Below are 19636 nucleotides of genomic sequence, written 5' to 3'. Positions count from 1 at the left end.
GATGACGTGGCCGAGCGCCTCAATGAGGACGAAGCCCGCCGCGAAGAAGATAAGTGGGCCTGATCTTCCGTCGTCGACGGACGACGGGCGGCCGCGTGCGATCAGTCATCGATCAGCGTGCCGATCTACGTCGATAAGGATGACGGTCTTCGTGCTTTGACCGATTGACGGAGTGAAAATCTCTCGAGGGACCAGGCGCCGAAGGACGCGGTAGTCAGCGGATTTCGCCAATGCTTCGGCCGTGGCTGCGAAGGATAGGTCGGTTTCGAGCATTTGGCGTCGCGGTCCTCCGGCTACGTCGCCCATGCGACGCCAGTGCCAAATCACGTCCCCTCAGGTGGCAAGAGCGCGCAGGAACGGGCGTGGTGCCTTCTCGTCGCGTGCGGCAACAAAGCGATGGCTATTGCGGTTTGAAGGGCGCATGCTGCTTTTGAGGCCGGCGCCAAAGTATTGCGAAAGGTAGGCGCGCATGACCATCCGTTCCCGACGCGAAGTCGTCACCTTTAAGCAACCGTTCCGGATAAGGGGGATTGATCGCCTGTTGCCCGCCGGCACCTATGAAGTCCTCACCGACGAGGAGACGATCGAAGGGCTATCGTTCGAGGCGTTCCGCCGCGTCGCTACTATGATCAAGTTGCCGGTGGAGGGCTCGCGCGGCTTGGCGATGGAGGTGGTCTCGATCGGCTCTGTCGATCTCGCCGACGCGCAACGCGTGGACGCGAGTGCTTCCGATGGCTGACGAGCCGTTTGATCTCGACAGCCACCGCGGCATGGCGGCGCAGAAGGCGACCGACATTCGTCGTGCGCTGACGGAGGTCGAGACCCATGCGCAGGAGCTGCGCGAGCACCGAGCCGCGGTGGAAGACCACCTGTTGTCGGCTCCCGCCGCGTCATGGCCGGAGGCAGCCGCCAAGGCGCGCTATGTGCTCAAGCTGTACGCCGCGGGCCTGCCGCCGGAAGACTCAAGGCATCGCGATCTCGTCGCAGCCGTGCTTGAGGATTTTGCGCGGCTCACCGAGCAGCGCTGAGTCGGGTACCGCGGCACGGCCGGGACTTATGAAGGAGTGGCTGACATGACGCTCACGTACGGTCGCTTCATCGCTTACGAATACGACAGGATGGTCGTCCTGTTCTCGATGCTCGACGGCCAAAGGGAGGTCCCCTGCGCGATTTCAACTTCAGCCATGGATGAGTTGGAGGGTGTAGTGCGCGCGAGCGCGGGCCAGCGCGAGGCGCAATTCATGCGGTTGCGGGAGCGCATCGAAACCTGCGCCGCCGGCAAATATCAGGCGACCGAGTTCGAGGGTACGCCGCCCGGGATCATCCTGCGCAGCATCGATTTCCGGAAAGAGCGATAGCAGCTTTCCCGGGAGACAAGCGCTCGGAGTGGGGCCCCAAAAGAGGGGAACTATATCGCAGTCCGAACGGAGACGCGTGGTTCCTCGGGCGCGAGCCGACAGGTGGAAATGCGTTCATTATCCATCAGCCGAATGCGCCTTCCGGCGGGCGGCTGTCGCACATTATCCGCGGCGGCGCTCCGCCGGCCGGGAAATTTCACGGGTGGCCGCGCTGCATCGGCATTGGATCAGACGGCGAGCCATAGAGCCATCGCAACCAGCACCACAACAAGCAAAGCGTATTCGAGTTTGTGGTTGTAGGAACTGAGAGATCTCCTGTTCGATATCATGTCAATTCCCCTTGGCTGAATTTCCGGCAGCGCGTACACGAAGCGCTGGGCCGGGCGTTGACCCGTTAGAAGGTCTACTGCGCTGGCTGCCACCTATCGTCATGGGGCTGATCCTGCGGCTTCTCTCCGGGGCTTGAGCACTGCGAATTTATGTCGGGGCACGCATTCCTGGCGACGTCAGCCACTTATTGACTTCGGTGGCTGCATCTATCTGGACTGCCTTTCGCAAAAGCTCGTCACGACGGATGCTGGGCGGCATGCCGTCAGCCTGTTTACGCAAGTTGATTGCCTCTTGCGCTAAGCGAAATTCGAAGGTTGATGAGGAGGACTTGAAACGTCGCCGATTTAGCATGGCGGTGCTCCCTGTTCGATTGGGCGGGAGCGCAATTGGCGGTCTCGTCACCGATAGAAGCCATGAGCCGGGCGGTGATGCGAGCGATTGGACAGCTTTTCCATCGGGGAGTCGACATAATTCGCATCAGGCGCTTCGAATGGTCACATCGGACATCGAAGCAAGTAAAACAGGGCGCTATTCCCTTCGATCTGAGCCGTTTCCCGCGAAGTCTCCTGGCCGCTCATCAGAAGCATGTCGTCGTCCCAGACCTGCCACTCCCACTTCTGCGGGAGAAGAGCGATCAGCCTCACGTCAAGCATACGCCGCATTGAGGGAAATTTGGCCATACAGCCTCTATGCGCTCCTGACCGTCAACATTCCAGTGGTCTATAGCAGCCTTCGGGCATTTCGACCCCCGAGCCTACGAGGCTGGCCGCGTGTTGATCCTTGCGAGCTTTCGACGCTCGTCATCCGATAACCGCCAGCCCTTGCACTGCCCGCAGAGCTGCCTAAAGATGTCATACAGTTTGCTTCGCGCAACTTCGACGACCTCGGTGTCGTCAAATTCGCGGGAGTTCACAAAGACTGGCAATGAAAAACGGATCTGACCGCTCTCGAACTGAAACGCCAAGCGAACGTCCTCACCTCGTTCGGTGGGCGAAACCATCTCGATGCGCGCGATCTTGATCTTGAACTTGTCCATCGCGTCACCTCCCTGGAGGGCCCCTGAATACCATTTTGGCACGCAACCGCGAAATGGGTATTGACCGATGGATAGTGAGGTGGACTCCAACCGTCGTAGAGGACCACGAAGTGTGGGAGTCGCGCTAGATTTGGCTGGCTCCATCCTTAAGTTGATTTTTTCAGCATCCTAATTTGACTTTTGAACCAAGCAACCGCCATGGCATTAGGATGTTCATGGCTGAGTCATTCGGCACCGAATTTACAATTGTTGAAGTAACGGCCGATGATGCGGTGACCCGCCCGACCAAGCAACTTTGGGTCGCTGCGGCTAAACCGAGCCAAGCGCTTACCCTGGTTCTGACAGCGGTTCCAGAAGGCTGGACAGCGGAGCTTGCGACTCGACACCTAACCCGCCAGCAGTTGAAAGAGCTCCAAAACCTACACCTCACGCCTGGCGAAGTGCACAAGCTGAGGATGTAAGGGCCGCCTCAGTCGGCACATTCGGCCGCCAAGCCCGCGTTCCTTGCTAAGTAACGAGCCAATAGACCCCCGCGGCCAAGATGAGCGCGAGAAGCGTAGTGACCGCCGCGATCAGCGCCCTATCCCATTTCGTGAGCAATTCGTATTCGAACATCTTATACGGACAACCTTCGGTCCCGTCTGGAAGCGCCGCCTGCGCAGCGTCTTTTTCATCGCGAGTTCCGTCTTTAGGCGCTGGGGGTTAAAGGACGCCCCCCGGGTCGCATCCAACGGAGCGGGCGAGGGTGTTGCAATCCCTGAGAAAAACGGCCCAGCGTTGCAGCTGAGCCGTCAACCTGGTGGTGACAGGTTTTCTTCCGGCGGGGGCTAAGGGGGCTGTGGCCGAAAGCCGAGACTCGACGATCACGGACCGATTTGGTTCCTATCTAGTGAGACGTCGGTGAACCGCCCGATGCCGGGCGGCGCGCGCCGGCAGATCAACAACGAATGCGGCTGTGATGGAAGTTAACTTGCGCGCCCTGGCCGAAAGATAATGGCTACCAGGAAACCTCTCGGTTTAAATTCGACATCACCAACTGAAGATCGATCGAGCTAAGAAAGTCGTGCAATGGCGGCGGTCCCATAAAGCCCATCCGACCGCCAGCATCCCAAACGACGACGGCGAAACCCTGCAGCCCCGCTGCATGCGCCCGCCGCTCCATCGCGATCAACTCTTGCGATTGAACAGATTGCGGCTGGCTACCGAACGAGCTTTCCACTGGGAAAATAATCAAGTCCTGCCCCTGCTCATGCAGGTAGGCGACTTTGTAAGTGGGCATCGTTCTACCCTCAGGTTTGAGGAATGGTTTCAGCTCCCCCTCTTGGAGTCTAGCGACTCAATTTGGAACCGATTCTGGCGCGTTCGCAGCGGCACACTGTTCGGGCACCCCATGGCGGATACGTCGTCGCGCATTCGCGATCCGCGCGTCTCGTGCTCTCTTTCGGCGCCTTTAAACGCGCTGTCGCTTCGTCCTGCTGCATCTGGGGGCCCCGCCGGCTCGCGGCGGCGGTGGATGCCCCAGCGCATCAGCACCAGCTCGCGGCCGTCCGCGCCGTTGCGCACCACGGGCGCCGGATAATCCGGAAAGACGCCCGGCATCGGCGGCAGGTTGCCGACGTAGCGATTGATCACCCGAAACAGGTTGATGATCGCGGCTTGGTTGGTGGTGATGCTGTAAAGATTGCACATGCTTACGGCGAGGCTTGCGTTTCGTCGTCAATCCGTTGATTGAGGATGCCTTTCATAACATCTGACAAAGCAGGTGGTGGCCGAATTCCGCGCATCAGGTTGGCAAGCAAATCCGCAAATCGAAGAAACATAAATGGCTTTAGATATACAAAGGCCAGCCTCGACGTGAGCTTTTTCTTTGTTGCTGACGTGGATGCCATCAACTCGCGCAATATAGCCAAGCCATCGCCTTGCTTATCAAGTTCGTCAGCGGCCTCATAAATGGTTTTTGGCATATTGCTGACGTTGTGAGCATAGAAGTTTCTTACGCGCGCTACCGCACGGATAAAGCCTGCGTTGCTTTCGCTTATGATCTCGCTCTTGAGCGCAAGTCTTATCTTAGCCTCGAGATTTGCACCAAGCACGAAGTCCGCCAAAGCATCTCCGCCGGGGAAAGCGACCTTGGGGTGTTTCAGCGCCCTTGTTACAGATTGTTCAAGCGCATCATTGAGCATAGGCTCGATCGTCGCATGCATTTTGACAATCGCGAGGAAGTCACTGTCATCGCGGATATTGCCGATTGTGCCGGGAGCGACACTAAGATGGGTTTCGGCGTCGCTGATCGTCGGCTCAATTGCACGAAAGAATTTCTCCAGCCCGTCTGACGAACTTGCGTCTTTGTGAGTGTTGTCAGCCATTTTGCTTCATCTCTCCCCAGGGCCACCACATTGACGGCTGTTCGTTTGCTGAAATCTTTCGAGGACGTAACGCCACCAAATGGCTCCGCTTGTATGGATAGCCGCGAACCTGCGAGCAGTACTTCCAGCGCATGTACCGTTCGAGTTCGCCGATCGGCGTTGTCTTCGGTCGCCGGACGATGGTGAGCGCAACGGTCTGATGCGTCTCGCAGCCAAGGCACTTCACTTCGAGATATGTATAGCCGGTATTGAGCGCGTCGCCGAGCGCTGGCGAAGCCTGCGCCGGGCCCTGAAACGCCAGCATGCGCTGCCTCCAAGCCTCATAGGCAAGCCGATTGGCCTCCTTGTGTGCCTTTTAGCACCTGCTCAAAGCTCCCAGCATCGTCTTCGTACGCCAACCGGATTTGTCCTCCTCAACGTGATGCGGTTCGCCGTCTATAGGCCTCAATCATTTCAGCCGTCACGTCGCTTGGATAACAGAGCGGAGCCGCTCCGCCAGGTCGCGAGTACGCGCTTCGTCCACCGCACGACCTACCGTTCCGCATCGTGTCATCCGGGCAGGCACAAGGCCTTCCGGTGGCGTGGTATTGGTCTCGGCTGGCCTTTATGATGATCGCTGCGATGGCCGCGGCGGTCAGCGCGGCCTCGAGTTTTCTTGTGTCCGGCTGCGCAGGTTTGGCGGTCGGAGCGGACTTCGCCGGTGATCCCGTCTCCGATGGGCTTGTCGCCTGCGTCGTCGGCCTTGTGGGTGTGGCGGCAGCCGGAGCGTCAACGGACGTGGCGGCCAAACCCATAGGCTTCGCAAATTCGGACTGTGCGACCGGGATAGTGGCAGCAGAGGGCCTGCTCGTAGCCGCGTCCTGACGGCCCACGGCATAGGCTCCGAGAGCCGTAAGGCCCAGAAGTACGATGATAGCCCCAGCCCGCATAACTCCTATTCAACCGGAGGCTCGGATGGCGCGCAAGCTGTAGATAGGACATTCTACACTTTTTGAGGGAGGTCCCGTAGTTTTCCGGGTATTACGCAGCTATCCGATCCACCTTCTCAGCTCCGCGCATGACGATCCTGAGCACATCGTCCGGCAACGGCCGCTGCAACGCCTTGGCTCGTCCCATGGCGCGCGTATCCAGACGTCGCGCCCCTCATCGGTGGTCAGGATCATCGGCATCGCTTTCGGATGGATCGGCGCGAGCTGGGCGAGAGAGTACGCTGGCACAGGTCACTATGTCGCATCAGCTTCGCAGGAACTCCTTGGGCGGTACAAGCGTCCCGTGGGCTCATGGGGCCTTGTATTCGGAGGAAGCGACAATGAGGAAAGAATTGATAATCACGGTAGCGGCGGGCTGCCTGATTGGCTTGACGAGCCTTTCGGCCCTTGCGGCAAGCGCTTTCGAAGGCGTGTGGAAGGTCAAGGACACGGCTGGGAAGCCCTTCGAGATTACTCTATCGAGCGGCGGCGCAGCCAAAGCAACGCGAGGTGAGGGCATGACCGGTACATGGAAGGAAGAGGGTGATGCCGCGCTGATTACCTGGAACACCGGCTGGACAACAAAGATCACAAAGCAAGGCAATCAATATCACAAGGCCGCTTATCGCAAAGGCCAGTCACTCGACGCCGCACCGGCCAATAGCTCGGACGCACAAAAGGTCAAATGACGGCATCGGTTTTCCGATTTGAGCCATCCACGCCAGGATGTTGGTGACCGGCGGCCGCCCGTGTGCGGCGGTGGCGGCATGCCCCAGCGCATCATTGTTTGCGCGCATCCATCGCCGGCACTGCGGACAATCGGCGCGGCGTAGTCTGGGAACACCCCTATAGGCGACATCATCCGCTATGGTGCGACGGACGGAATGTTTGTCGACTCATCGGTCAGATCCAGCGCCGCGAGCCGGTTCAGGCTGCCAAGCTGCCGTGCCGGGTCCGCCGAGTCGTCCAGTTCGGCAAGGGAGCCAAGCAGCCGCCGATAGGCTCGCTCGGCAACCGCCGACGGCAGCGGCGCTTCGTCGAATTCCTCGATATACTTGCCGACGATGCCATCAAGTAGGGCGCACATCGCCCGTTGCTCGGGGTGATCAGCGGCAAGCCGCGAAAGTTTGAGCTGGAGGGCTTTGAAGGTCTTGAGACCTGGATGCTGGCCCGAAAGCCAAGCGTATAATTCCTTCATGGACAGCTCCTTAACTAGGAAGAAGCTGCAAACTTGTACATGAGCGGACGACGCTCGAATAGCGGCTTTAGGTACAGGGGCCGTGCGAATTCGCAAGTTGGAATGGCGGCCCGAAATGGCGGCTATTGGAACTTTGCCGCTGCGTTCGCGGTCGTGGTGCCGCTGCAGCCCTCCTGCGAGAGCACTTTGAATTCTGCCGGCTAGCGTACTCGGCTCAAAGCCCCTCCCGTAATCCTTCCATATGTGTTGCCTCCTTTTCGGGAGCGTACTCCCTTGGAATTTAAGAAGCTGCCGTACTATCGCTCACCCGGCCACCATGTTGAGGGCGGATCGCTAGCAGAAATCTTGTTCGGCCGCAGCGCCACCAGATGGCTGCGCTTGTAGGGGTAGCCGCGCTGCTCCGAGCACAGCTTGCAGCGCATGTAGCGCTCCAGCTCGTGGATCGGCGTCGTCTTCCGCCGGCGGATGATGTCGAGGGCGACCGTCTGGTGCGTCTCGCAGCCGAGGCACTTCACCTCAAGATAGGTGTAGCCAGCATTGAGGGCGTCGCCGAGGGTAGGGGACGGCTGGGCAGGGCCCTGGAAGGCGAGCATCCTTTTATTCCAAGCTTCACAGGCCAGCTTGTCGGCCTGCCTGCGGGCTTCGGCTGCGCACTCGGCTGAGGCGCGTACAGAGGCGCCGTAAATGCTCTCTCGAGACTTCGTACCCATGCCCCAAGCATCGCGCCCGGGCGGCGCAACAGCAAGCCGCTACCGCTTGCGGTGGACAGCGTCGGCACGGCTGCTGCTGCCGCCGCCCGAAATGCTCAACCGCCGCTGGCGCACGGCGAGATCCACAGAGTTCCCAGAACGACTGAAGTGCGCCGCTACGGGATCTCGCGTTCACCCCAAGTCTGTTCGCTCGACAAGATGCGCACGCGAGGGAGCAGGGTCGAACCGATCAGCGAAATATTGCGTTTCCCTGGCCACCAGTCCTTCGCGAAATTCCATGATGCTAACCGCGTATGATGGCACATCGTCGTAGCTGAGTACAAATTCAGTGACCCACAGGTCGCCGCCGCCGACAATTCGCTGGACCGAGAAGCGCTTCTTGTTCGGCTGGACGAGCCGGCTCTCTTGAATGTTGTGCCGGCCCCGGATTCGCTCGCCCGATTGTGGGTAATCAAGCACGGCATCCTCGCGGTAGATTTCATGTTCTACCGTGAAATCGCTTGCGTCCGAAGCATCCCAGTGTCGCTCCAACGCCACCCGCACGGCTCGATCATCCATTTCGATCTCCCACTATGCTTTGTGCTGTACGCAATGCCGAACGTATGTCGCCATCGAGAAAAAACGGCCCCAGAACAGCTGGGGCCGCCAACCTTGGAGGTTTTCCTCCGGCCGGGGGCTTTGGGGGCTGTTGGCCGGAAGCATTGAAGTTGACGCCGGCAGACCAGCTTCGTTCCATGCGAGAGGTTAGGAAGTTCGCCGGATTGCGCGGTGGACCGAAGGCTGGTAACCAGCCAGCGCACGGCGACCGAACTAAGCGGATTGCGTGGGGGGTGCGGGCGAGGCTGTAATTGCCCGCCATGAGGAGGAAGCGGGAAGTCATCTGGGGCGGCCGGATCATGGGCGCTGACATACGCGCCCAGGCCGCCCGGGAAGCCGCCCAGAAGGCCATCCAGGAGGCGGACCCCGTGCAGAGGCCGAAGCTTGGTCCGTGCGCATGGAGGGCTACGGCGGGCCGGCCCAGCCGTCCCCGACGATCGGCCAGTGCGTCAACGGCGGGCTCGGCTGGCTGGAGGTCGAATGCCACTGGTGCGGGACCCGGGCGAGCCTGCCGCTGGACGCCGTCCGGCGGCCGCGGGACACGCCGCTGTGGAAGCTCGAGGCCTCGCTCAAATGCCGGTCATGCCGGAAGGGCCGCTACGCGCCGCCGGTCCACATGATCAAGCTGACCGAGACGCAGGGGATCACGCCCTACAAGTGGACGCACCCCGACGAAGATCGGTAACGCTGCGTGCCTTGGGGACGCCTACGGGGTCAAGGCCGACTTGTCGCCTGCTTCGTAGGCCGCGACCCTTTGTTGGCATTCTGTGTTTTCTGTCGCCCAGCCTTTGTCGAATTTGTAGGCTTCTGAGCACCAATCGAGCGGCTTTAGGTGTGCCTTCTCACGCTCCAGATTGGTCTTCTGGAGGTTAGTGACAAACGCGGCCTTTTCCTCGTTGGACTTGGTGCTTTTGTAGATGAGGCCGCCGACAAGCGCGGCGGCACAACCACCAAGGTTCACGCCCAGCAAGCCGAGTGTCACAGCAATCGCTAAAAATCTGAACATATTGTCTGCCCCCGAATCCAATCAACCGCAACGGGGGCTCAAAGGCAATGCTCTATTCGTCTCGTCAATCGATCGCCGTTCCGGTCTGGCATTGGGTTTGCGGCGCCAAGGCGTGGCCGATGACAGCGCCGCAAAATCCACTTGGCAAATTATCAATCCCTTGATGGTCGGAACGAGATGAAGCTACCGGACGTCGTGGGTGTGGAGAACTCTAGGGCTATGCGCTTAGGCTATAAGCCAAAATAAAAAGCCCCAGCGTCGGCCGGGGCTTTTGCTCAGTATGCTCGACAAAGATCAATACTTTGCGACGACGGGCGTGCCCCAGCCAAACCGATAGTTGATGCCGGCCTTAATCGTGTGAACGTCAGCACCGATGCCAACCCCAACAGGAATAAACGCGGTCAAATAGTTCTCGTTGGCATAGCTGGCGTACATGTATTCGATCTTGCCAGACCAATTCGGCGCAAATCCATATTCGAGACCACCGCCGATGGTCCATCCCGAATGGAATTGATTTTCGGATAGCGAGAACCCAAATGCAGAGGCAGAGATACGATTGTCGGCCCACGCATAGCCACCCTTCACGTAGAGTAGCGCGGCGTCGACAGCATATCCTATTCTACCCGTAACGCTTCCAAAGGCTCGGATTCGATCTTCGAAGGTCACGCCAAAAGCCGATTCGTTGAAGTTGATATCCGACCATGCGGCATCGACCTCGATACCGAATACTGCGGGGCTGCCGGCACCCTGCCAGTTGTAACCGATCGTGCCGCCAGCAAAGCCGCCTTTGAGGGCGTCGGTATCTGTCGTCAGTCCAGCAATGTCGACGCTTTGCGACCAGCCGTAGCCGCCTTGAGCACCGATATAGAAGCCCGTCCAATTGTAGGCGGCGACGATCGGAGGAGGCGCCTTGGTGTAAGACCGTGAAGCGAGATCGGCAGCCGACGCGGAAGATCCAATCGCCATTGCGGCGACCGCGGTAAATAGAAACCTTTTCATTTCAAATTCCCCTATACGCCTCAAAATGAGGCGCAATGCCCTGGCGCGAACGCCATTCAACTCAGCGCTGTAGTGCTTAGCGGATTCTCGGAGTATGTCTGTGTCCAGAAAGGCACAGTGAACAGGAGAGTTGCCAGGAGATCACGCCGTACAAGTGAGTACGGCTGGAGGACGAGCGGTGAGGGCTGGCTCGCCGGCGTTCCCGTAAGGACAATGGATGCATGAGGCAAAAAAAGCCCGCCGACATGCGGCGGGCTGCGCTAAAGCAAATTGAATATTCTCTACACCATTTGAAGATTGCGGAGCGACGAAACGACCTCATCGCCGGCGGCCTTCTTCGGTTCCTGATAGTCGGTCGAATAGGTGCGGCTATCGATCGGCTGGTACGAAAACTTCGGCATTGCGATAACCCGTAGCTCTTCCGGGGGACTCTTGGACTCTCGCTTCGTATCAGACATGATCATGCTCCAGAAGGTTCAGGTGGGCGGGATAGTAATGCTTGCGCTTAATCCATTTGAACTTTTCGTGCCGCGTCACCGACGCGATATCAGTCTCGCCACCTACGACATCCGCGCCCGGCATGAAGCGGAAGTAGTTTTTCGTGAGGTCTACGAGAAAATTGGCCAACTCAATCGCGTCCTGTATGGGCATTGCAGGGTGGCACAAAGGAGCTTCGGTCTGGGCTGATATCACCTGCACGAGTTGCGGCAATTGCTGCGGGTCCAATCCGGCCCCGATCAACGCTGTTCCAATATCTTGGCTGAAACCTTTTATCAACCTGTGAACAGGATCTGGCTGACCGCCCCAGTTAATGCCGAATTGGCCGGGCGGCCTGATTTGTTCAGGCGCGGTGCACTGGCCGTTCAAGATCGTCACCTTCCAGAGTTCGGGCTGCTCGGAGCCGCTCGAAAACCCTCCAATCCAAAAGTCGAGTAAATGCGGGGCAGGCGGCGGCGGCTGCAAGGCAAGGAACTTTTCCTCGTACAGGAATTTTCGCGCATTGATCGCGATTTGCTCGACGATATAGCTGCTTGGATCGATTGCTAGTGAGGATCCTTCCTTGAGAAGCAGCCGCAAGTCCTTGGCCAACGATTGGATCGGCGCACGTCCGATAGACGCCATGCCCGATGTCATGGCGACGACCGGAAGTCCGCGGCAAAGGTTATAGACCTTGTTGCCGTGCTGGTAGACGTTCGAAACGAAGCTTTGCCCATTTGGATCTGTCGCCAGCAAGCTTGCCGCACTGTCGGCCGCAAACACAAGCCCGTCGTCCACGGTTACTGCCACGCATACAGTCATTTTTATCCTATCACTGACTTGCGATTCGCGCGCTGATTGTGAGCGGCGTTGACGGGAAAAACTTAGTGCTTGAAAAAGCCATGCAGCACGCGATTGCAGGCTGATTCTTGCGGACTTGATTGAGAAAATGTTGCCCGCCGTCCCCATGGCGGATATCCAAGCGCAACCACAGGGCGAAGGCAAGGGGACGTTCGTCTATATCGTCCGGCATCTAATACCATTCGGAATTTCTTGCGACGAAAGACGATTTGCTCGATCTTGCTTTGGGGAAAAACGTGGGGGCGCGCGGTGGGGGTTTCAGATTTCATCGCTTTGGACGTTGAGACGGCCAATGCCGATTCGGCTAGTATCTGTTCAATAGGGCTGGTGCACTTCCGGCAGAACGAGGTCTTCAAGTCGCTGACGATCCTGATCGATCCGCAGGACTATTTCGATCCAATGAATGTCTCGATCCACGGCATCAGGCCGGAGGATGTCGCCGGCAAGCCAACGATGGAGAAGGTGCTACCGGTCATCAGCTCAGTGCTTGAGGACACAGCGATCGTCCACCATAGCGCTTTTGATCGGGCGGCATTGGCGCGCGCGGCCCAGAAATATGGAGCCAGGGGCCTTCCTTGTGTGTGGGTTGATACTCTGCAGGTAGCTCGGCGGAGCTGGGAGCACTTCCGAGAAGATGGAGGCTATGGCCTGGCCAATCTGGCTCGAGCGTTCAGCATCGATTTTCGACATCATGATGCCTCCGAAGATGCTCGGGCGGCCGGTCTATTGCTGCTACAGGCCATCAAGGATGGCGGAAAGACTTTGCAGAATTGGGTCGATGAGGTCGGCTTTAAGTCTACAGCAGAGACGCCGACTCCAAAACGTATCAACCCAATTCGGTATGAGCGGATCGCCCGTGATGGGAATCCTGATGGCCCACTGTGGGGCGAGACCATCGCGTTCACCGGCGCCCTACAAATTACGCGCTCCGAGGCTGCTTTAGCCGCGGCCGAGGCCGGCTGCACGGTGGCTGACTCCGTCACGAAAAAGACCACCATCCTCGTTGTCGGCGATCAGGATCTCCGGCTTACCAAGGGTCAACAAAAAAGCTCGAAGCACCGGAAGTGCGAGACTCTGATCGCCGCCGGCGCGGCCATTCGAATTGTCGGCGAGAGTGACTTCATGCTGATGGTCGGGCGTTAGGTTGAGGGTCGCCCGCTCCCGCGGTCCTCGATTGATCGGTTATTTCTCCTTAGCCCAGCAGCCCTAGCGTTGAGCCGGCGTGTGGCCGAGGGTCGGCCCGGTGTCTCGTACCAGCCGTGAAAAGTTGGCCGCCGGAAACACCGTGGTCAAAGGACGCTTATAACGCACTGAAGTAAGCTAACCGTCATAGCCTTCGCGGTCGGTAAGAAAAAGTACATCTTATCCCGTATCCCGTCGTTCACCAGGGGCTGGGCGCGTTTTCGGTCGGCGGACAAATATTCAGGCATTTTCTCCTGAAGCTCGCCAATCCTCGATAGCACGACCACCAAATAACGAGCTTGGTCGCGGCCTCCGGCACTCCTGGCGGCATTAAGATTCTCTACAGCAACATTTGCTTCCTCGTGGAACTGAAACGCGGCATAGAAGCGTCGGCCTGCGACGGCATTGAAGCGAGCCGCATTTTGCTGCTCCAGCGCTTTCCCGGATTCAGATCGGATATACTCCGCCTCGTCAGGCGGCACCGTTTCAACAGCGTCCACAACGCCGGACAGGGCTTTCTTAATCTTATCAACCGCCATCGCCGTGTAGGTTGGATCTTTGCAGCGGGTGTCCCCGATTGACTGCCCCAATGCTGCAGAATCCATGATGCCCAGCGAAACGAATACAACGGCGACCCATCTCATCATCATGGGAGCAGCCCCCTGTTCCTAAGCCACAGCACGCCGCAGGAGATGGCGAACAGGACCGCCGCGAAGACGATCGTCTGAATCCCGTCGGTGCGCTTCGGTATCACCAGAACATACCTCAACTATTTCCCCTTCGCCCTAACCCGAGCCCGGCGGCAATCTGATCAATTGTGCGTCCTTGCTGTCAGCTCATTCTTGAGGGCTAGCGCAGCCGTGGCGACGTGGTTTAGAGGGTTTTGGGCGCAGTAGTTATCTATCCAAGCGTAGTAGGCCACAGACGTCGGCTTTGGACTAATAAAATCGATGTCGCTCCCCATGTTAAAGCCAGACAGAAAGCCGTCGAGCCAAGCCTGCAACTGGAGGGTGGCCGGCTTGTCGCCTGTCGCCCGATATTTCTGCCATTCCGCGCATGTCACCATTCCAGCGCCATATGCCATTCTATTCTCGTCAGCCGCTCGGGCCGACTGTGACGCCACGAGAAGGCCGAGGACCAGTGCGGACAACGTTCCAAACTTCCCCGCCATCTATTTCCCCCTCTTCAGCCCGATATCAACCAGCCACCGGATGGCAAACTAGGGTTTGCATTGGTAACGGTAGGCCCGCGAACCTGCTTCATCCGCCCATGACCAGACCATTGAGCCGCTGATGCGATCAAGCACAATCGAGGTCGGCACCCCCATTCAAATTGCCGCCATGCTCATTTTTGAGCCGAGGAAATATAGCAGGACCTTGTCGTCGGTCATTCCTTTAGCTTGCCGGTTTCGGAAGCCGAAATAGACTTGGTCGGATGTCCCCATCGTCTGCGCTACGCGAAGCTCAACTGCTGGAAGCTCTGTATCGATATAGATCTGATTCACATCTTTCTCGCGTTCGGCGCCACGTCGCTCGCTACCCTCGAATTTGCAAGGAAGCGTCAGTTGCTCGGCCCAGGAGGAGTTCGGGCCGGTTAGCGCAGCAACCGCGATTAGTAGAATTGCCGCCGTTCTTCGGTTGATTGCCATTATTTCTTTGCCCCCTGAGTTTCAAGCCGCATCATCCGAACGCTACAGGATCTTAGTGCCGTAGAGTAGGTGCCAGAGCCAATGTGTTCTCGTTTGACTAGTCTCAAGACATCGTTCGCGCTCCATGCGCTTCCGCGGATCATCGCGGCTAAAGAATTCGGAACACATGCCTAGGGAGTCGGCATACCTATAATTTTCTAGTCGAACGACAGATGCACCCAGGACTATGACAACCAACAAGAGGACAGCGACAAGCACCCAAGGCAGCAATTTCATTTTGTTCGCCTTCAGCCCGAGCTCAACCAACGGCGGGTGCAATCATGTCTTCCGGCTTGGCCGATCGACTCTGACTCTCCGAAATTCCTCTGGACCTTTAAGAAGATGACGCTTCCGGTTGGCCTGATCGTCTGGATTGGCTGACAAGTCCGTCAGTTCATCGATCGTGCCGCCAGCTATTTCGCGTGCGCGCTGCTTCTGCCCTTTACCCTTTGGACGGTCATTCGGTCTCACTGTTAGACCGAGCTCGACCAAGCGGCGGATGGCCTCGGACCGGTTCGGCTCATCGCCCTGTTGCGCCGCCCACGCTTCGATTGCCCTAGTTAACTCCGGGGGCAGCCTCAACGCCGTAAGGGGGTCCTTGCCGGTAGCGGGACGTCCCCGCCGCTTTTTGGGTATAACCCTTTTTGATTTAGCCATATTTTTGTATAACCTAAAAGCGAGCTGAGGGGAAGGTTCCAGCTTCCGCGCCCAGCTCTAACCCAAGCCACACAAGGAGTGGAATCCAAATGAATCGAGCTGATCGCGTGCATAGCACGCCACCCTTAAACTCGTCCTCAAACAACATCGCCGCGACGACTGACATTGACTGCGTCAACAGCACCCGACGTGCATTCCTCGCCCAAGCCGCCGCAGTGACCGCTGGAGGCGCCGCGCTTGGTGCAGCCCTTCCTCCGCTGCCCGAGTTCGGGCGCGGCGGCTGAGCAAATCCGGGAGGCCATTGCGCCGCGCCTTCGGACGCCCGTGCTAACGCTGGACGGCTCTGGCGCGAGTGACGAGCTTCGATCTGCATTTCGCACGCTGGACGACGCATACGAGGCCCTGAAGACCGCCTGGGCTGAGCGTAGAAGGGTCGCGGAGCTGTCGCGAGAAAGGGAGCGGCAGCATCCGTACGAGGGAGGGGCAGCAGCCGAGCTCATCGGAAATGGGAGCGCGTATGAGTCCACGTCCTAGGCGAACAGCTCGGCACCTTCCGGCGTGATTTTCACACAGGTGCCGCTCGGCTTGGTCCGAAGTGATGCACCGGGATCCCATTGCAGATGACCGTCCCACCAGCCCGCCGGTATGTCGTGCGGGTTCCCCGGAGGGTGCGTCACCTCATAGGCTTCGTTCGGGTCGTTGGCAGGCATCATCAAAGCTCGTGGATCGTGGATGTGGGGGTAGTGAAAAGGGGATCGCCCTGGGTCCGTTCTTTTTGGTTCCGGCGGAGAGGGGGAGGGAGCGGCGGGGCGGTTTCCTCCACATTACTCGCTGATATCCACCTCGATTTTGCCCTCAAGAAAATTGTCTAATCGAATTGTACCTCACCCGCTTTTATCGCACCAAACGTGCCGGGCGGCCGTCCTAACAGGCTGAAACTACAGCAATTCCGAGTAACCTCCGAGCGCACCAATGGTCTAACCCATTGATATAAAAGGCGTTTTTTCCGTCCCTTGTTCCCGCATTGTTACTCGCAGCGAATGTTAGTACCAGCGAGTGTTCAGCGTCTCACGCGCTTTCGTGTGGCTCCTTATGAGTTGGTCACCTCCGGAGACACTCGCGTTGCAGCCTGTTGTCCAAGCCTTGTACCCAGTGTCTCTCGAAGAGAGTCCGGCGTTTGCTCCCGTGGTTCTCGCATCTCTATTTGAACGAAGATCCGGCGAGACAAAAGCACTGTTTCCTTGCGAGAGAGTTGCGGCGTAGCTCAGCGTAGAAATCGGCCGGCTCTTCTCGCATGTATAATCGCCACGAGGCCCGAGCAGCGTTCGATCAAGGACAATCGGGCAGGGTGCGGTTGGGCATATTGTGCGACCCTGTTCTTCAGCGCGCGCACCGCCGGACGTCGATGCTGGCCTTTGCCGCCAGTATAGACTAGAGGCCAGAATGTTTGCGTCCTGGGTTCGAGTCGTCCCCCGCTACCATCGAGATCTGTAAGAATAGCTTAGTCCCACACACTTCCTAGACGTGCGGGTCTCGGAATTTGTTCCGATACCGAGCGTACCTACCGTCGCGGAAAGGGACGCGATCGATCTGCGGCCCCTGCTGCGCGCTGCCCGCCATTTCGACCAGCAAGGCCGGCAGCTTCGCTGGCCTGCGCCGCGATTCAGCAGGTTGCGGTGCCCGGTCTTGCCGCATCAGGGCGGTCAGGGGCGATCCGGCGGAACGATGGCTGTGCGGGGACGCTCGTGCCGTCATAAAAATGTAATGGTCCCGACCTAGCTACCGTGCCGCAGATCGCTGCGTTTGTAAGGGGGCAGGGCGTTTGATGCGAGATGCGCTCGCAACCGCGCGCGTCCGCAGGGCATGTACCTGCCGGCCGCTCAGTCAAGGATTGGCGCTGATGCTCGCGCTGTCCCCGATCGGCGGGGCGATGGCGCGCGAGCGGCACATCAACTTTGATCTGGCCGCGCAGCCGCTCGGCAGCGCCTTGGTTGAATTCGCCAATCGGACAGGCATGACGGCGCTGATCGACGGCGAGTTGGCGAATGGGTTGCACTCGCCGCCCGTCAAAGGTCGTTTTTCTCCGACCGACGCCCTGCAGGTGCTCCTTGCCGGAACGGGCCTTGCGATCCGCTACGTCGGTGCCAACGCTTTCACGGTAGGCCCGCCGCCGCCGAATCCAACAGTCGGCATCCCGGGATCGCAATCGACGCATCGCTCTGACGAGAGTGCCTATTTTGCCGAGCTTCAGAATTCCGTCGAGCGCGCGTTGTGCCGTAATGACGACACGCGGCTTGGCACTTACCGCGCTGCATTTCAAGTGTGGATCGAAGAGAGCGGGCGGATACGGGCCCTGCATCTCCTTGGTTCGACCGGCAATGAAAGCCTCGACGCGGCGATCACGACGCGAATTACGAGTGACACCGTCGTGCCCCCGCCACGGGATTTGCCGCAACCGATCACGATAATCCTGCGCGCCGCGTCGTCGAATGGTGGTTGCTCTCGCTCCGCGGGGGCACGACCATGACCGGCGCGCGAGCACGAATGATGAAGGTTTTCGAAGCAAGCTATCAACGGTTTCGCGAACGTCTTCGCTGGAGGCTTGGCTCGGACGCGTTGGCGACCGAGGTGCTGCATGAAACCTGGCTGCGAATAGCGCGCATAGACGATGTCGGCTTGGTGCAGCAGCCCGAGGCCTATCTGTTCCGGATGGCTCTCAATGTCGCGGCGGATCAAAGGGAGAAGGACAATCGGAAACTCACCGCTTCTGAGATCGAAGCGATTCGTCACACGATGGATGGCGCGCTTGATCCAGAGCGCATAGCTGAGGCGCGAGCGGAGCTTGCGATGCTCCGGGCTGCACTGGAAGAGCTGACGCCGCGCCGCAAAGCCATTCTGCTTCTCGCGCGGCTGGATAATGTGAAGCACGAGGAGATCGCAGAGCGGTTTGGCATTTCTCCCCGGATGGTCGAGAAGGAGCTCTTGAATGCGCTGCGGCATTGCTCCAATCGGCTTGAAAGAAAGCTGAATCGCAGGTTCAGTTCTGGTCCCCGAAAAGGGTCTTAGAAGTGCTATGCGCGAAGACGATCCGATCACACCGCCCGACATGCGGGCGACCATTAAACAAGAAGCACAGCAATGGCTGGTGCTCCTGACCTCCGGACGCGCCACCGTGGCCGATGCCGCGGCGTTGAAACGCTGGTGCGAGCGCAGCGAACTGCACGCTGAAGCCTTCGCGGAAGCGAACCTGCTCTGGGACAACATCGCATCGGCATCGCGACGTCCCCGGCGCGCGGTCTTCAACCGACGCACGATGTTGGCTGCCGCGGGGGCATCTGCGGCGGCTGCGGCACTCGGCTACTTTGTTGTGAAGCCGCCGCTTGATCTTTGGCCGTCGGCCTCCGAGTTGCGGGCGGACCTGCGGACCGCAATAGGCGAGCGACGTCGGATTGCGCTGCAATCGGGCGCCTCGATCGATCTCAACACGCGTACGAGCCTCAACATGCCACACGCGGCCGGTGAAGGGCCGCTGGAACTGGTGTCGGGTGAAGTGGCCATCGTCACAAGCAAGTCGCTCGATGCGCCGCTGACGATCACGGCAGCAGGCGGCCGCATCCGCGCTGTCGACGCGCATTTCAATGTACGCTGCGAAGGTGTGCGGGCGACCGTGACCTGCGAACGCGGCTCGGTGGCGATCGACTACTCCGGAAACTCCGTCACGCTGTATGAAGGCCGGCAGGTCGCCTATGCCCAAGGCGCTTTGGAGCCCGTTGTCGCGGCCGATGTTGGAGCCGTCCTGGCTTGGCGCGAAGGCCAGTTGGTGTTTCGTCAAACCCCACTTTCAGAAGTGATCGGCGAGGTCAACCGCTATCGGCCAGGGCACATCATGCTCATGAACGAAGCGCTTGGTCGGCGTCGCGTGGAAGTTCGGCTTACGCTCGACCGTATCGACGATCTCATTGCGCTTATCCAGGACGTTTATGGCGCGCGCATTACACAACTGCCCGGCGGTGTCGTCGTTGTGTCATAGAATACGCCGAATGCGTGTGCGACGAGAACATTCCCTCTCCTTCGAATTTTTTTCTCCGGCGCGGTTCAGTAACGCGCTGCTCGGCCGGTCTTACCGGGTGACATTGAGGGGATAGGCTCAAGACGCGTTTGTAGCGGGCATCCGACAGTTGGATGTCCGGGCGGCGTCGTCTGA

At 59.0% G+C, this 19636-nt stretch carries 25 protein-coding genes and 3 pseudogenes; 11 read left to right on the top strand and 17 right to left on the bottom strand.

Annotation, left to right across the window (positions count from 1 at the left end; all coding sequences use genetic code 11):
* Window positions 1-333: 333 nt before the first annotated feature.
* Window positions 334-471: a hypothetical protein gene (locus AC5ZGW_RS20720; protein ID WP_165435265.1), complete on the bottom strand. Its 138-nt coding sequence runs from the start codon at window positions 469-471 to the stop codon at window positions 334-336.
* On the opposite strand from AC5ZGW_RS20720, the gene AC5ZGW_RS20715 reads away from it, so the two are divergent.
* The 3 genes from AC5ZGW_RS20715 to AC5ZGW_RS20705 are packed head-to-tail and all read left to right on the top strand — an operon-like array spanning window position 470 to window position 1358.
* Complete coding sequence (locus AC5ZGW_RS20715; protein ID WP_130226498.1) at window positions 470-739, top strand: hypothetical protein; 270 nt, start codon at window positions 470-472, stop codon at window positions 737-739. The genes AC5ZGW_RS20720 and AC5ZGW_RS20715 overlap by 2 nt on opposite strands.
* Window positions 732-1028, top strand: a complete 297-nt coding sequence (locus AC5ZGW_RS20710) for a hypothetical protein (RefSeq protein WP_130226499.1) — start codon at window positions 732-734, stop codon at window positions 1026-1028. The genes AC5ZGW_RS20715 and AC5ZGW_RS20710 overlap by 8 nt, the downstream gene beginning before the upstream one ends.
* A gap of 45 nt (window positions 1029-1073) precedes the next feature.
* The gene (locus tag AC5ZGW_RS20705) at window positions 1074-1358 is read left to right on the top strand and encodes a DUF1488 family protein (protein WP_130226535.1); all 285 of its coding nucleotides are present in this window, start codon (window positions 1074-1076) and stop codon (window positions 1356-1358) included.
* A gap of 1084 nt (window positions 1359-2442) precedes the next feature.
* On the opposite strand, the gene AC5ZGW_RS20700 is transcribed toward AC5ZGW_RS20705, so the two are convergent.
* Window positions 2443-2724: a hypothetical protein gene (locus AC5ZGW_RS20700; RefSeq protein ID WP_130226501.1), complete on the bottom strand. Its 282-nt coding sequence runs from the start codon at window positions 2722-2724 to the stop codon at window positions 2443-2445.
* 215 nt (window positions 2725-2939) lie between these two features.
* Here AC5ZGW_RS20700 and AC5ZGW_RS20695 point away from each other — a divergent pair, with 215 nt between their 5' ends.
* Window positions 2940-3185, top strand: coding sequence for a hypothetical protein (locus AC5ZGW_RS20695; protein WP_130226502.1), 246 nt, complete (start codon window positions 2940-2942; stop codon window positions 3183-3185).
* A gap of 536 nt (window positions 3186-3721) precedes the next feature.
* On the opposite strand, the gene AC5ZGW_RS20690 is transcribed toward AC5ZGW_RS20695, so the two are convergent.
* From AC5ZGW_RS20690 to AC5ZGW_RS20670, 5 genes and pseudogenes are all read right to left on the bottom strand, one after another.
* Complete coding sequence (locus AC5ZGW_RS20690; protein ID WP_130226503.1) at window positions 3722-4003, bottom strand: hypothetical protein; 282 nt, start codon at window positions 4001-4003, stop codon at window positions 3722-3724.
* A 29-nt stretch (window positions 4004-4032) separates the two neighbouring features.
* Complete coding sequence (locus AC5ZGW_RS20685; protein WP_496113954.1) at window positions 4033-4413, bottom strand: hypothetical protein; 381 nt, start codon at window positions 4411-4413, stop codon at window positions 4033-4035.
* 2 nt (window positions 4414-4415) lie between these two features.
* Window positions 4416-5090, bottom strand: coding sequence for a hypothetical protein (locus tag AC5ZGW_RS20680; RefSeq protein ID WP_130226504.1), 675 nt, complete (start codon window positions 5088-5090; stop codon window positions 4416-4418).
* Window positions 5083-5445 (bottom strand): annotated as a pseudogene (locus tag AC5ZGW_RS20675) (hypothetical protein); the annotation flags it as partial. The gene AC5ZGW_RS20680 and the pseudogene AC5ZGW_RS20675, both read right to left, overlap by 8 nt.
* A gap of 665 nt (window positions 5446-6110) precedes the next feature.
* Window positions 6111-6289: pseudogene (locus tag AC5ZGW_RS20670) on the bottom strand (SOS response-associated peptidase); the annotation flags it as partial.
* Window positions 6290-6399: 110 nt separating this feature from the next.
* On the opposite strand from AC5ZGW_RS20670, the gene AC5ZGW_RS20665 reads away from it, so the two are divergent.
* On the top strand, window positions 6400-6747 hold the full coding sequence (locus AC5ZGW_RS20665) for a hypothetical protein (protein WP_130226506.1): 348 nt from the start codon (window positions 6400-6402) through the stop codon (window positions 6745-6747).
* 176 nt (window positions 6748-6923) lie between these two features.
* On the opposite strand, the gene AC5ZGW_RS20660 is transcribed toward AC5ZGW_RS20665, so the two are convergent.
* The 3 genes from AC5ZGW_RS20660 to AC5ZGW_RS20650 form a co-directional block, all read right to left on the bottom strand.
* Complete coding sequence (locus tag AC5ZGW_RS20660; RefSeq protein WP_130226507.1) at window positions 6924-7256, bottom strand: hypothetical protein; 333 nt, start codon at window positions 7254-7256, stop codon at window positions 6924-6926.
* Between the two features lie 296 nt (window positions 7257-7552).
* On the bottom strand, window positions 7553-7966 hold the full coding sequence (locus AC5ZGW_RS20655) for a hypothetical protein (protein WP_130226508.1): 414 nt from the start codon (window positions 7964-7966) through the stop codon (window positions 7553-7555).
* Between the two features lie 171 nt (window positions 7967-8137).
* A complete protein-coding gene (locus AC5ZGW_RS20650) occupies window positions 8138-8524 on the bottom strand; it encodes a nuclear transport factor 2 family protein (RefSeq protein ID WP_130226509.1) in 387 nt (128 codons plus the stop codon).
* 338 nt (window positions 8525-8862) lie between these two features.
* Here AC5ZGW_RS20650 and AC5ZGW_RS20645 point away from each other — a divergent pair.
* Window positions 8863-9248, top strand: a pseudogene (locus AC5ZGW_RS20645) (hypothetical protein).
* A gap of 21 nt (window positions 9249-9269) precedes the next feature.
* Here the strand turns inward: AC5ZGW_RS20645 and AC5ZGW_RS20640 are convergent.
* The 4 genes from AC5ZGW_RS20640 to AC5ZGW_RS20625 form a co-directional block, all read right to left on the bottom strand.
* Window positions 9270-9569 (bottom strand): hypothetical protein, encoded by a 300-nt coding sequence (locus AC5ZGW_RS20640; protein ID WP_130226510.1) that lies wholly within the window; start codon window positions 9567-9569, stop codon window positions 9270-9272.
* Window positions 9570-9863: 294 nt separating this feature from the next.
* The gene (locus tag AC5ZGW_RS20635) at window positions 9864-10568 is read right to left on the bottom strand and encodes an outer membrane protein (RefSeq protein WP_130226511.1); all 705 of its coding nucleotides are present in this window, start codon (window positions 10566-10568) and stop codon (window positions 9864-9866) included.
* 281 nt (window positions 10569-10849) lie between these two features.
* Complete coding sequence (locus tag AC5ZGW_RS20630; RefSeq protein ID WP_165435266.1) at window positions 10850-11026, bottom strand: hypothetical protein; 177 nt, start codon at window positions 11024-11026, stop codon at window positions 10850-10852.
* Window positions 11019-12014 carry a hypothetical protein gene (locus AC5ZGW_RS20625; protein WP_130226512.1) on the bottom strand — a complete coding sequence of 332 codons (996 nt, stop codon included), beginning with the start codon at window positions 12012-12014 and terminating at the stop codon, window positions 11019-11021. Before AC5ZGW_RS20625 ends, AC5ZGW_RS20630 begins: the two co-directional genes overlap by 8 nt.
* 141 nt (window positions 12015-12155) lie before the next feature.
* On the opposite strand from AC5ZGW_RS20625, the gene AC5ZGW_RS20620 reads away from it, so the two are divergent.
* Window positions 12156-13049 carry an exonuclease domain-containing protein gene (locus AC5ZGW_RS20620; protein WP_130226513.1) on the top strand — a complete coding sequence of 298 codons (894 nt, stop codon included), beginning with the start codon at window positions 12156-12158 and terminating at the stop codon, window positions 13047-13049.
* Between the two features lie 146 nt (window positions 13050-13195).
* Here the strand turns inward: AC5ZGW_RS20620 and AC5ZGW_RS20615 are convergent, their stop codons facing one another.
* Window positions 13196-13738: a hypothetical protein gene (locus AC5ZGW_RS20615; protein WP_130226514.1), complete on the bottom strand. Its 543-nt coding sequence runs from the start codon at window positions 13736-13738 to the stop codon at window positions 13196-13198.
* A 677-nt stretch (window positions 13739-14415) separates the two neighbouring features.
* Window positions 14416-14736, bottom strand: a complete 321-nt coding sequence (locus tag AC5ZGW_RS20610) for a hypothetical protein (protein WP_130226515.1) — start codon at window positions 14734-14736, stop codon at window positions 14416-14418.
* 785 nt (window positions 14737-15521) lie between these two features.
* On the opposite strand from AC5ZGW_RS20610, the gene AC5ZGW_RS20605 reads away from it, so the two are divergent.
* Window positions 15522-15716: a twin-arginine translocation signal domain-containing protein gene (locus AC5ZGW_RS20605; protein ID WP_130226518.1), complete on the top strand. Its 195-nt coding sequence runs from the start codon at window positions 15522-15524 to the stop codon at window positions 15714-15716.
* A gap of 246 nt (window positions 15717-15962) precedes the next feature.
* Here AC5ZGW_RS20605 and AC5ZGW_RS20600 read toward each other — a convergent pair whose 3' ends face one another.
* Window positions 15963-16142 (bottom strand): hypothetical protein, encoded by a 180-nt coding sequence (locus tag AC5ZGW_RS20600; protein WP_496113953.1) that lies wholly within the window; start codon window positions 16140-16142, stop codon window positions 15963-15965.
* Window positions 16143-17332: 1190 nt separating this feature from the next.
* On the opposite strand from AC5ZGW_RS20600, the gene AC5ZGW_RS20595 reads away from it, so the two are divergent.
* From AC5ZGW_RS20595 to AC5ZGW_RS20585, 3 genes are read left to right on the top strand one after another with little or no spacing between them, the layout of a single operon-like run.
* Window positions 17333-17959 carry a secretin and TonB N-terminal domain-containing protein gene (locus AC5ZGW_RS20595; protein ID WP_207231040.1) on the top strand — a complete coding sequence of 209 codons (627 nt, stop codon included), beginning with the start codon at window positions 17333-17335 and terminating at the stop codon, window positions 17957-17959.
* 17 nt (window positions 17960-17976) lie between these two features.
* Window positions 17977-18498 carry an RNA polymerase sigma factor gene (locus tag AC5ZGW_RS20590; RefSeq protein ID WP_245287283.1) on the top strand — a complete coding sequence of 174 codons (522 nt, stop codon included), beginning with the start codon at window positions 17977-17979 and terminating at the stop codon, window positions 18496-18498.
* 7 nt (window positions 18499-18505) lie between these two features.
* Entirely contained in the window at window positions 18506-19462 is a 957-nt protein-coding gene (locus AC5ZGW_RS20585; RefSeq protein WP_130226521.1) for a FecR family protein, read from the top strand.
* The last annotated feature ends 174 nt before the right edge of the window (window positions 19463-19636 follow it).

Source organism: Bradyrhizobium sp. Crot121 (assembly GCF_059512385.1).
Note: the sequence above shows the minus strand (reverse complement) of the source record. Positions and strands in the feature narration are given on the sequence as shown.

What these genes read in the sequence shown, in the direction of transcription:
- AC5ZGW_RS20715 (WP_130226498.1), top strand. Translation starts at nt 470, where the DNA reads ATGACCATCCGTTCCCGACGCGAAGTCGTCACCTTTAAGCAACCGTTC.
- AC5ZGW_RS20720 (WP_165435265.1), bottom strand. Translation starts at nt 471, where the DNA reads ATGCGCGCCTACCTTTCGCAATACTTTGGCGCCGGCCTCAAAAGCAGC.
- AC5ZGW_RS20710 (WP_130226499.1), top strand. Translation starts at nt 732, where the DNA reads ATGGCTGACGAGCCGTTTGATCTCGACAGCCACCGCGGCATGGCGGCG.
- AC5ZGW_RS20705 (WP_130226535.1), top strand. Translation starts at nt 1,074, where the DNA reads ATGACGCTCACGTACGGTCGCTTCATCGCTTACGAATACGACAGGATG.
- AC5ZGW_RS20700 (WP_130226501.1), bottom strand. Translation starts at nt 2,724, where the DNA reads ATGGACAAGTTCAAGATCAAGATCGCGCGCATCGAGATGGTTTCGCCC.
- AC5ZGW_RS20695 (WP_130226502.1), top strand. Translation starts at nt 2,940, where the DNA reads ATGGCTGAGTCATTCGGCACCGAATTTACAATTGTTGAAGTAACGGCC.
- AC5ZGW_RS20690 (WP_130226503.1), bottom strand. Translation starts at nt 4,003, where the DNA reads ATGCCCACTTACAAAGTCGCCTACCTGCATGAGCAGGGGCAGGACTTG.
- AC5ZGW_RS20685 (WP_496113954.1), bottom strand. Translation starts at nt 4,413, where the DNA reads ATGTGCAATCTTTACAGCATCACCACCAACCAAGCCGCGATCATCAAC.
- AC5ZGW_RS20680 (WP_130226504.1), bottom strand. Translation starts at nt 5,090, where the DNA reads ATGGCTGACAACACTCACAAAGACGCAAGTTCGTCAGACGGGCTGGAG.
- AC5ZGW_RS20665 (WP_130226506.1), top strand. Translation starts at nt 6,400, where the DNA reads ATGAGGAAAGAATTGATAATCACGGTAGCGGCGGGCTGCCTGATTGGC.
- AC5ZGW_RS20660 (WP_130226507.1), bottom strand. Translation starts at nt 7,256, where the DNA reads ATGAAGGAATTATACGCTTGGCTTTCGGGCCAGCATCCAGGTCTCAAG.
- AC5ZGW_RS20655 (WP_130226508.1), bottom strand. Translation starts at nt 7,966, where the DNA reads ATGGGTACGAAGTCTCGAGAGAGCATTTACGGCGCCTCTGTACGCGCC.
- AC5ZGW_RS20650 (WP_130226509.1), bottom strand. Translation starts at nt 8,524, where the DNA reads ATGGATGATCGAGCCGTGCGGGTGGCGTTGGAGCGACACTGGGATGCT.
- AC5ZGW_RS20640 (WP_130226510.1), bottom strand. Translation starts at nt 9,569, where the DNA reads ATGTTCAGATTTTTAGCGATTGCTGTGACACTCGGCTTGCTGGGCGTG.
- AC5ZGW_RS20635 (WP_130226511.1), bottom strand. Translation starts at nt 10,568, where the DNA reads ATGAAAAGGTTTCTATTTACCGCGGTCGCCGCAATGGCGATTGGATCT.
- AC5ZGW_RS20630 (WP_165435266.1), bottom strand. Translation starts at nt 11,026, where the DNA reads ATGTCTGATACGAAGCGAGAGTCCAAGAGTCCCCCGGAAGAGCTACGG.
- AC5ZGW_RS20625 (WP_130226512.1), bottom strand. Translation starts at nt 12,014, where the DNA reads ATGGGGACGGCGGGCAACATTTTCTCAATCAAGTCCGCAAGAATCAGC.
- AC5ZGW_RS20615 (WP_130226514.1), bottom strand. Translation starts at nt 13,738, where the DNA reads ATGATGATGAGATGGGTCGCCGTTGTATTCGTTTCGCTGGGCATCATG.
- AC5ZGW_RS20610 (WP_130226515.1), bottom strand. Translation starts at nt 14,736, where the DNA reads ATGGCAATCAACCGAAGAACGGCGGCAATTCTACTAATCGCGGTTGCT.
- AC5ZGW_RS20605 (WP_130226518.1), top strand. Translation starts at nt 15,522, where the DNA reads ATGAATCGAGCTGATCGCGTGCATAGCACGCCACCCTTAAACTCGTCC.
- AC5ZGW_RS20600 (WP_496113953.1), bottom strand. Translation starts at nt 16,142, where the DNA reads ATGCCTGCCAACGACCCGAACGAAGCCTATGAGGTGACGCACCCTCCG.
- AC5ZGW_RS20595 (WP_207231040.1), top strand. Translation starts at nt 17,333, where the DNA reads ATGCTCGCGCTGTCCCCGATCGGCGGGGCGATGGCGCGCGAGCGGCAC.
- AC5ZGW_RS20590 (WP_245287283.1), top strand. Translation starts at nt 17,977, where the DNA reads ATGATGAAGGTTTTCGAAGCAAGCTATCAACGGTTTCGCGAACGTCTT.
- AC5ZGW_RS20585 (WP_130226521.1), top strand. Translation starts at nt 18,506, where the DNA reads ATGCGCGAAGACGATCCGATCACACCGCCCGACATGCGGGCGACCATT.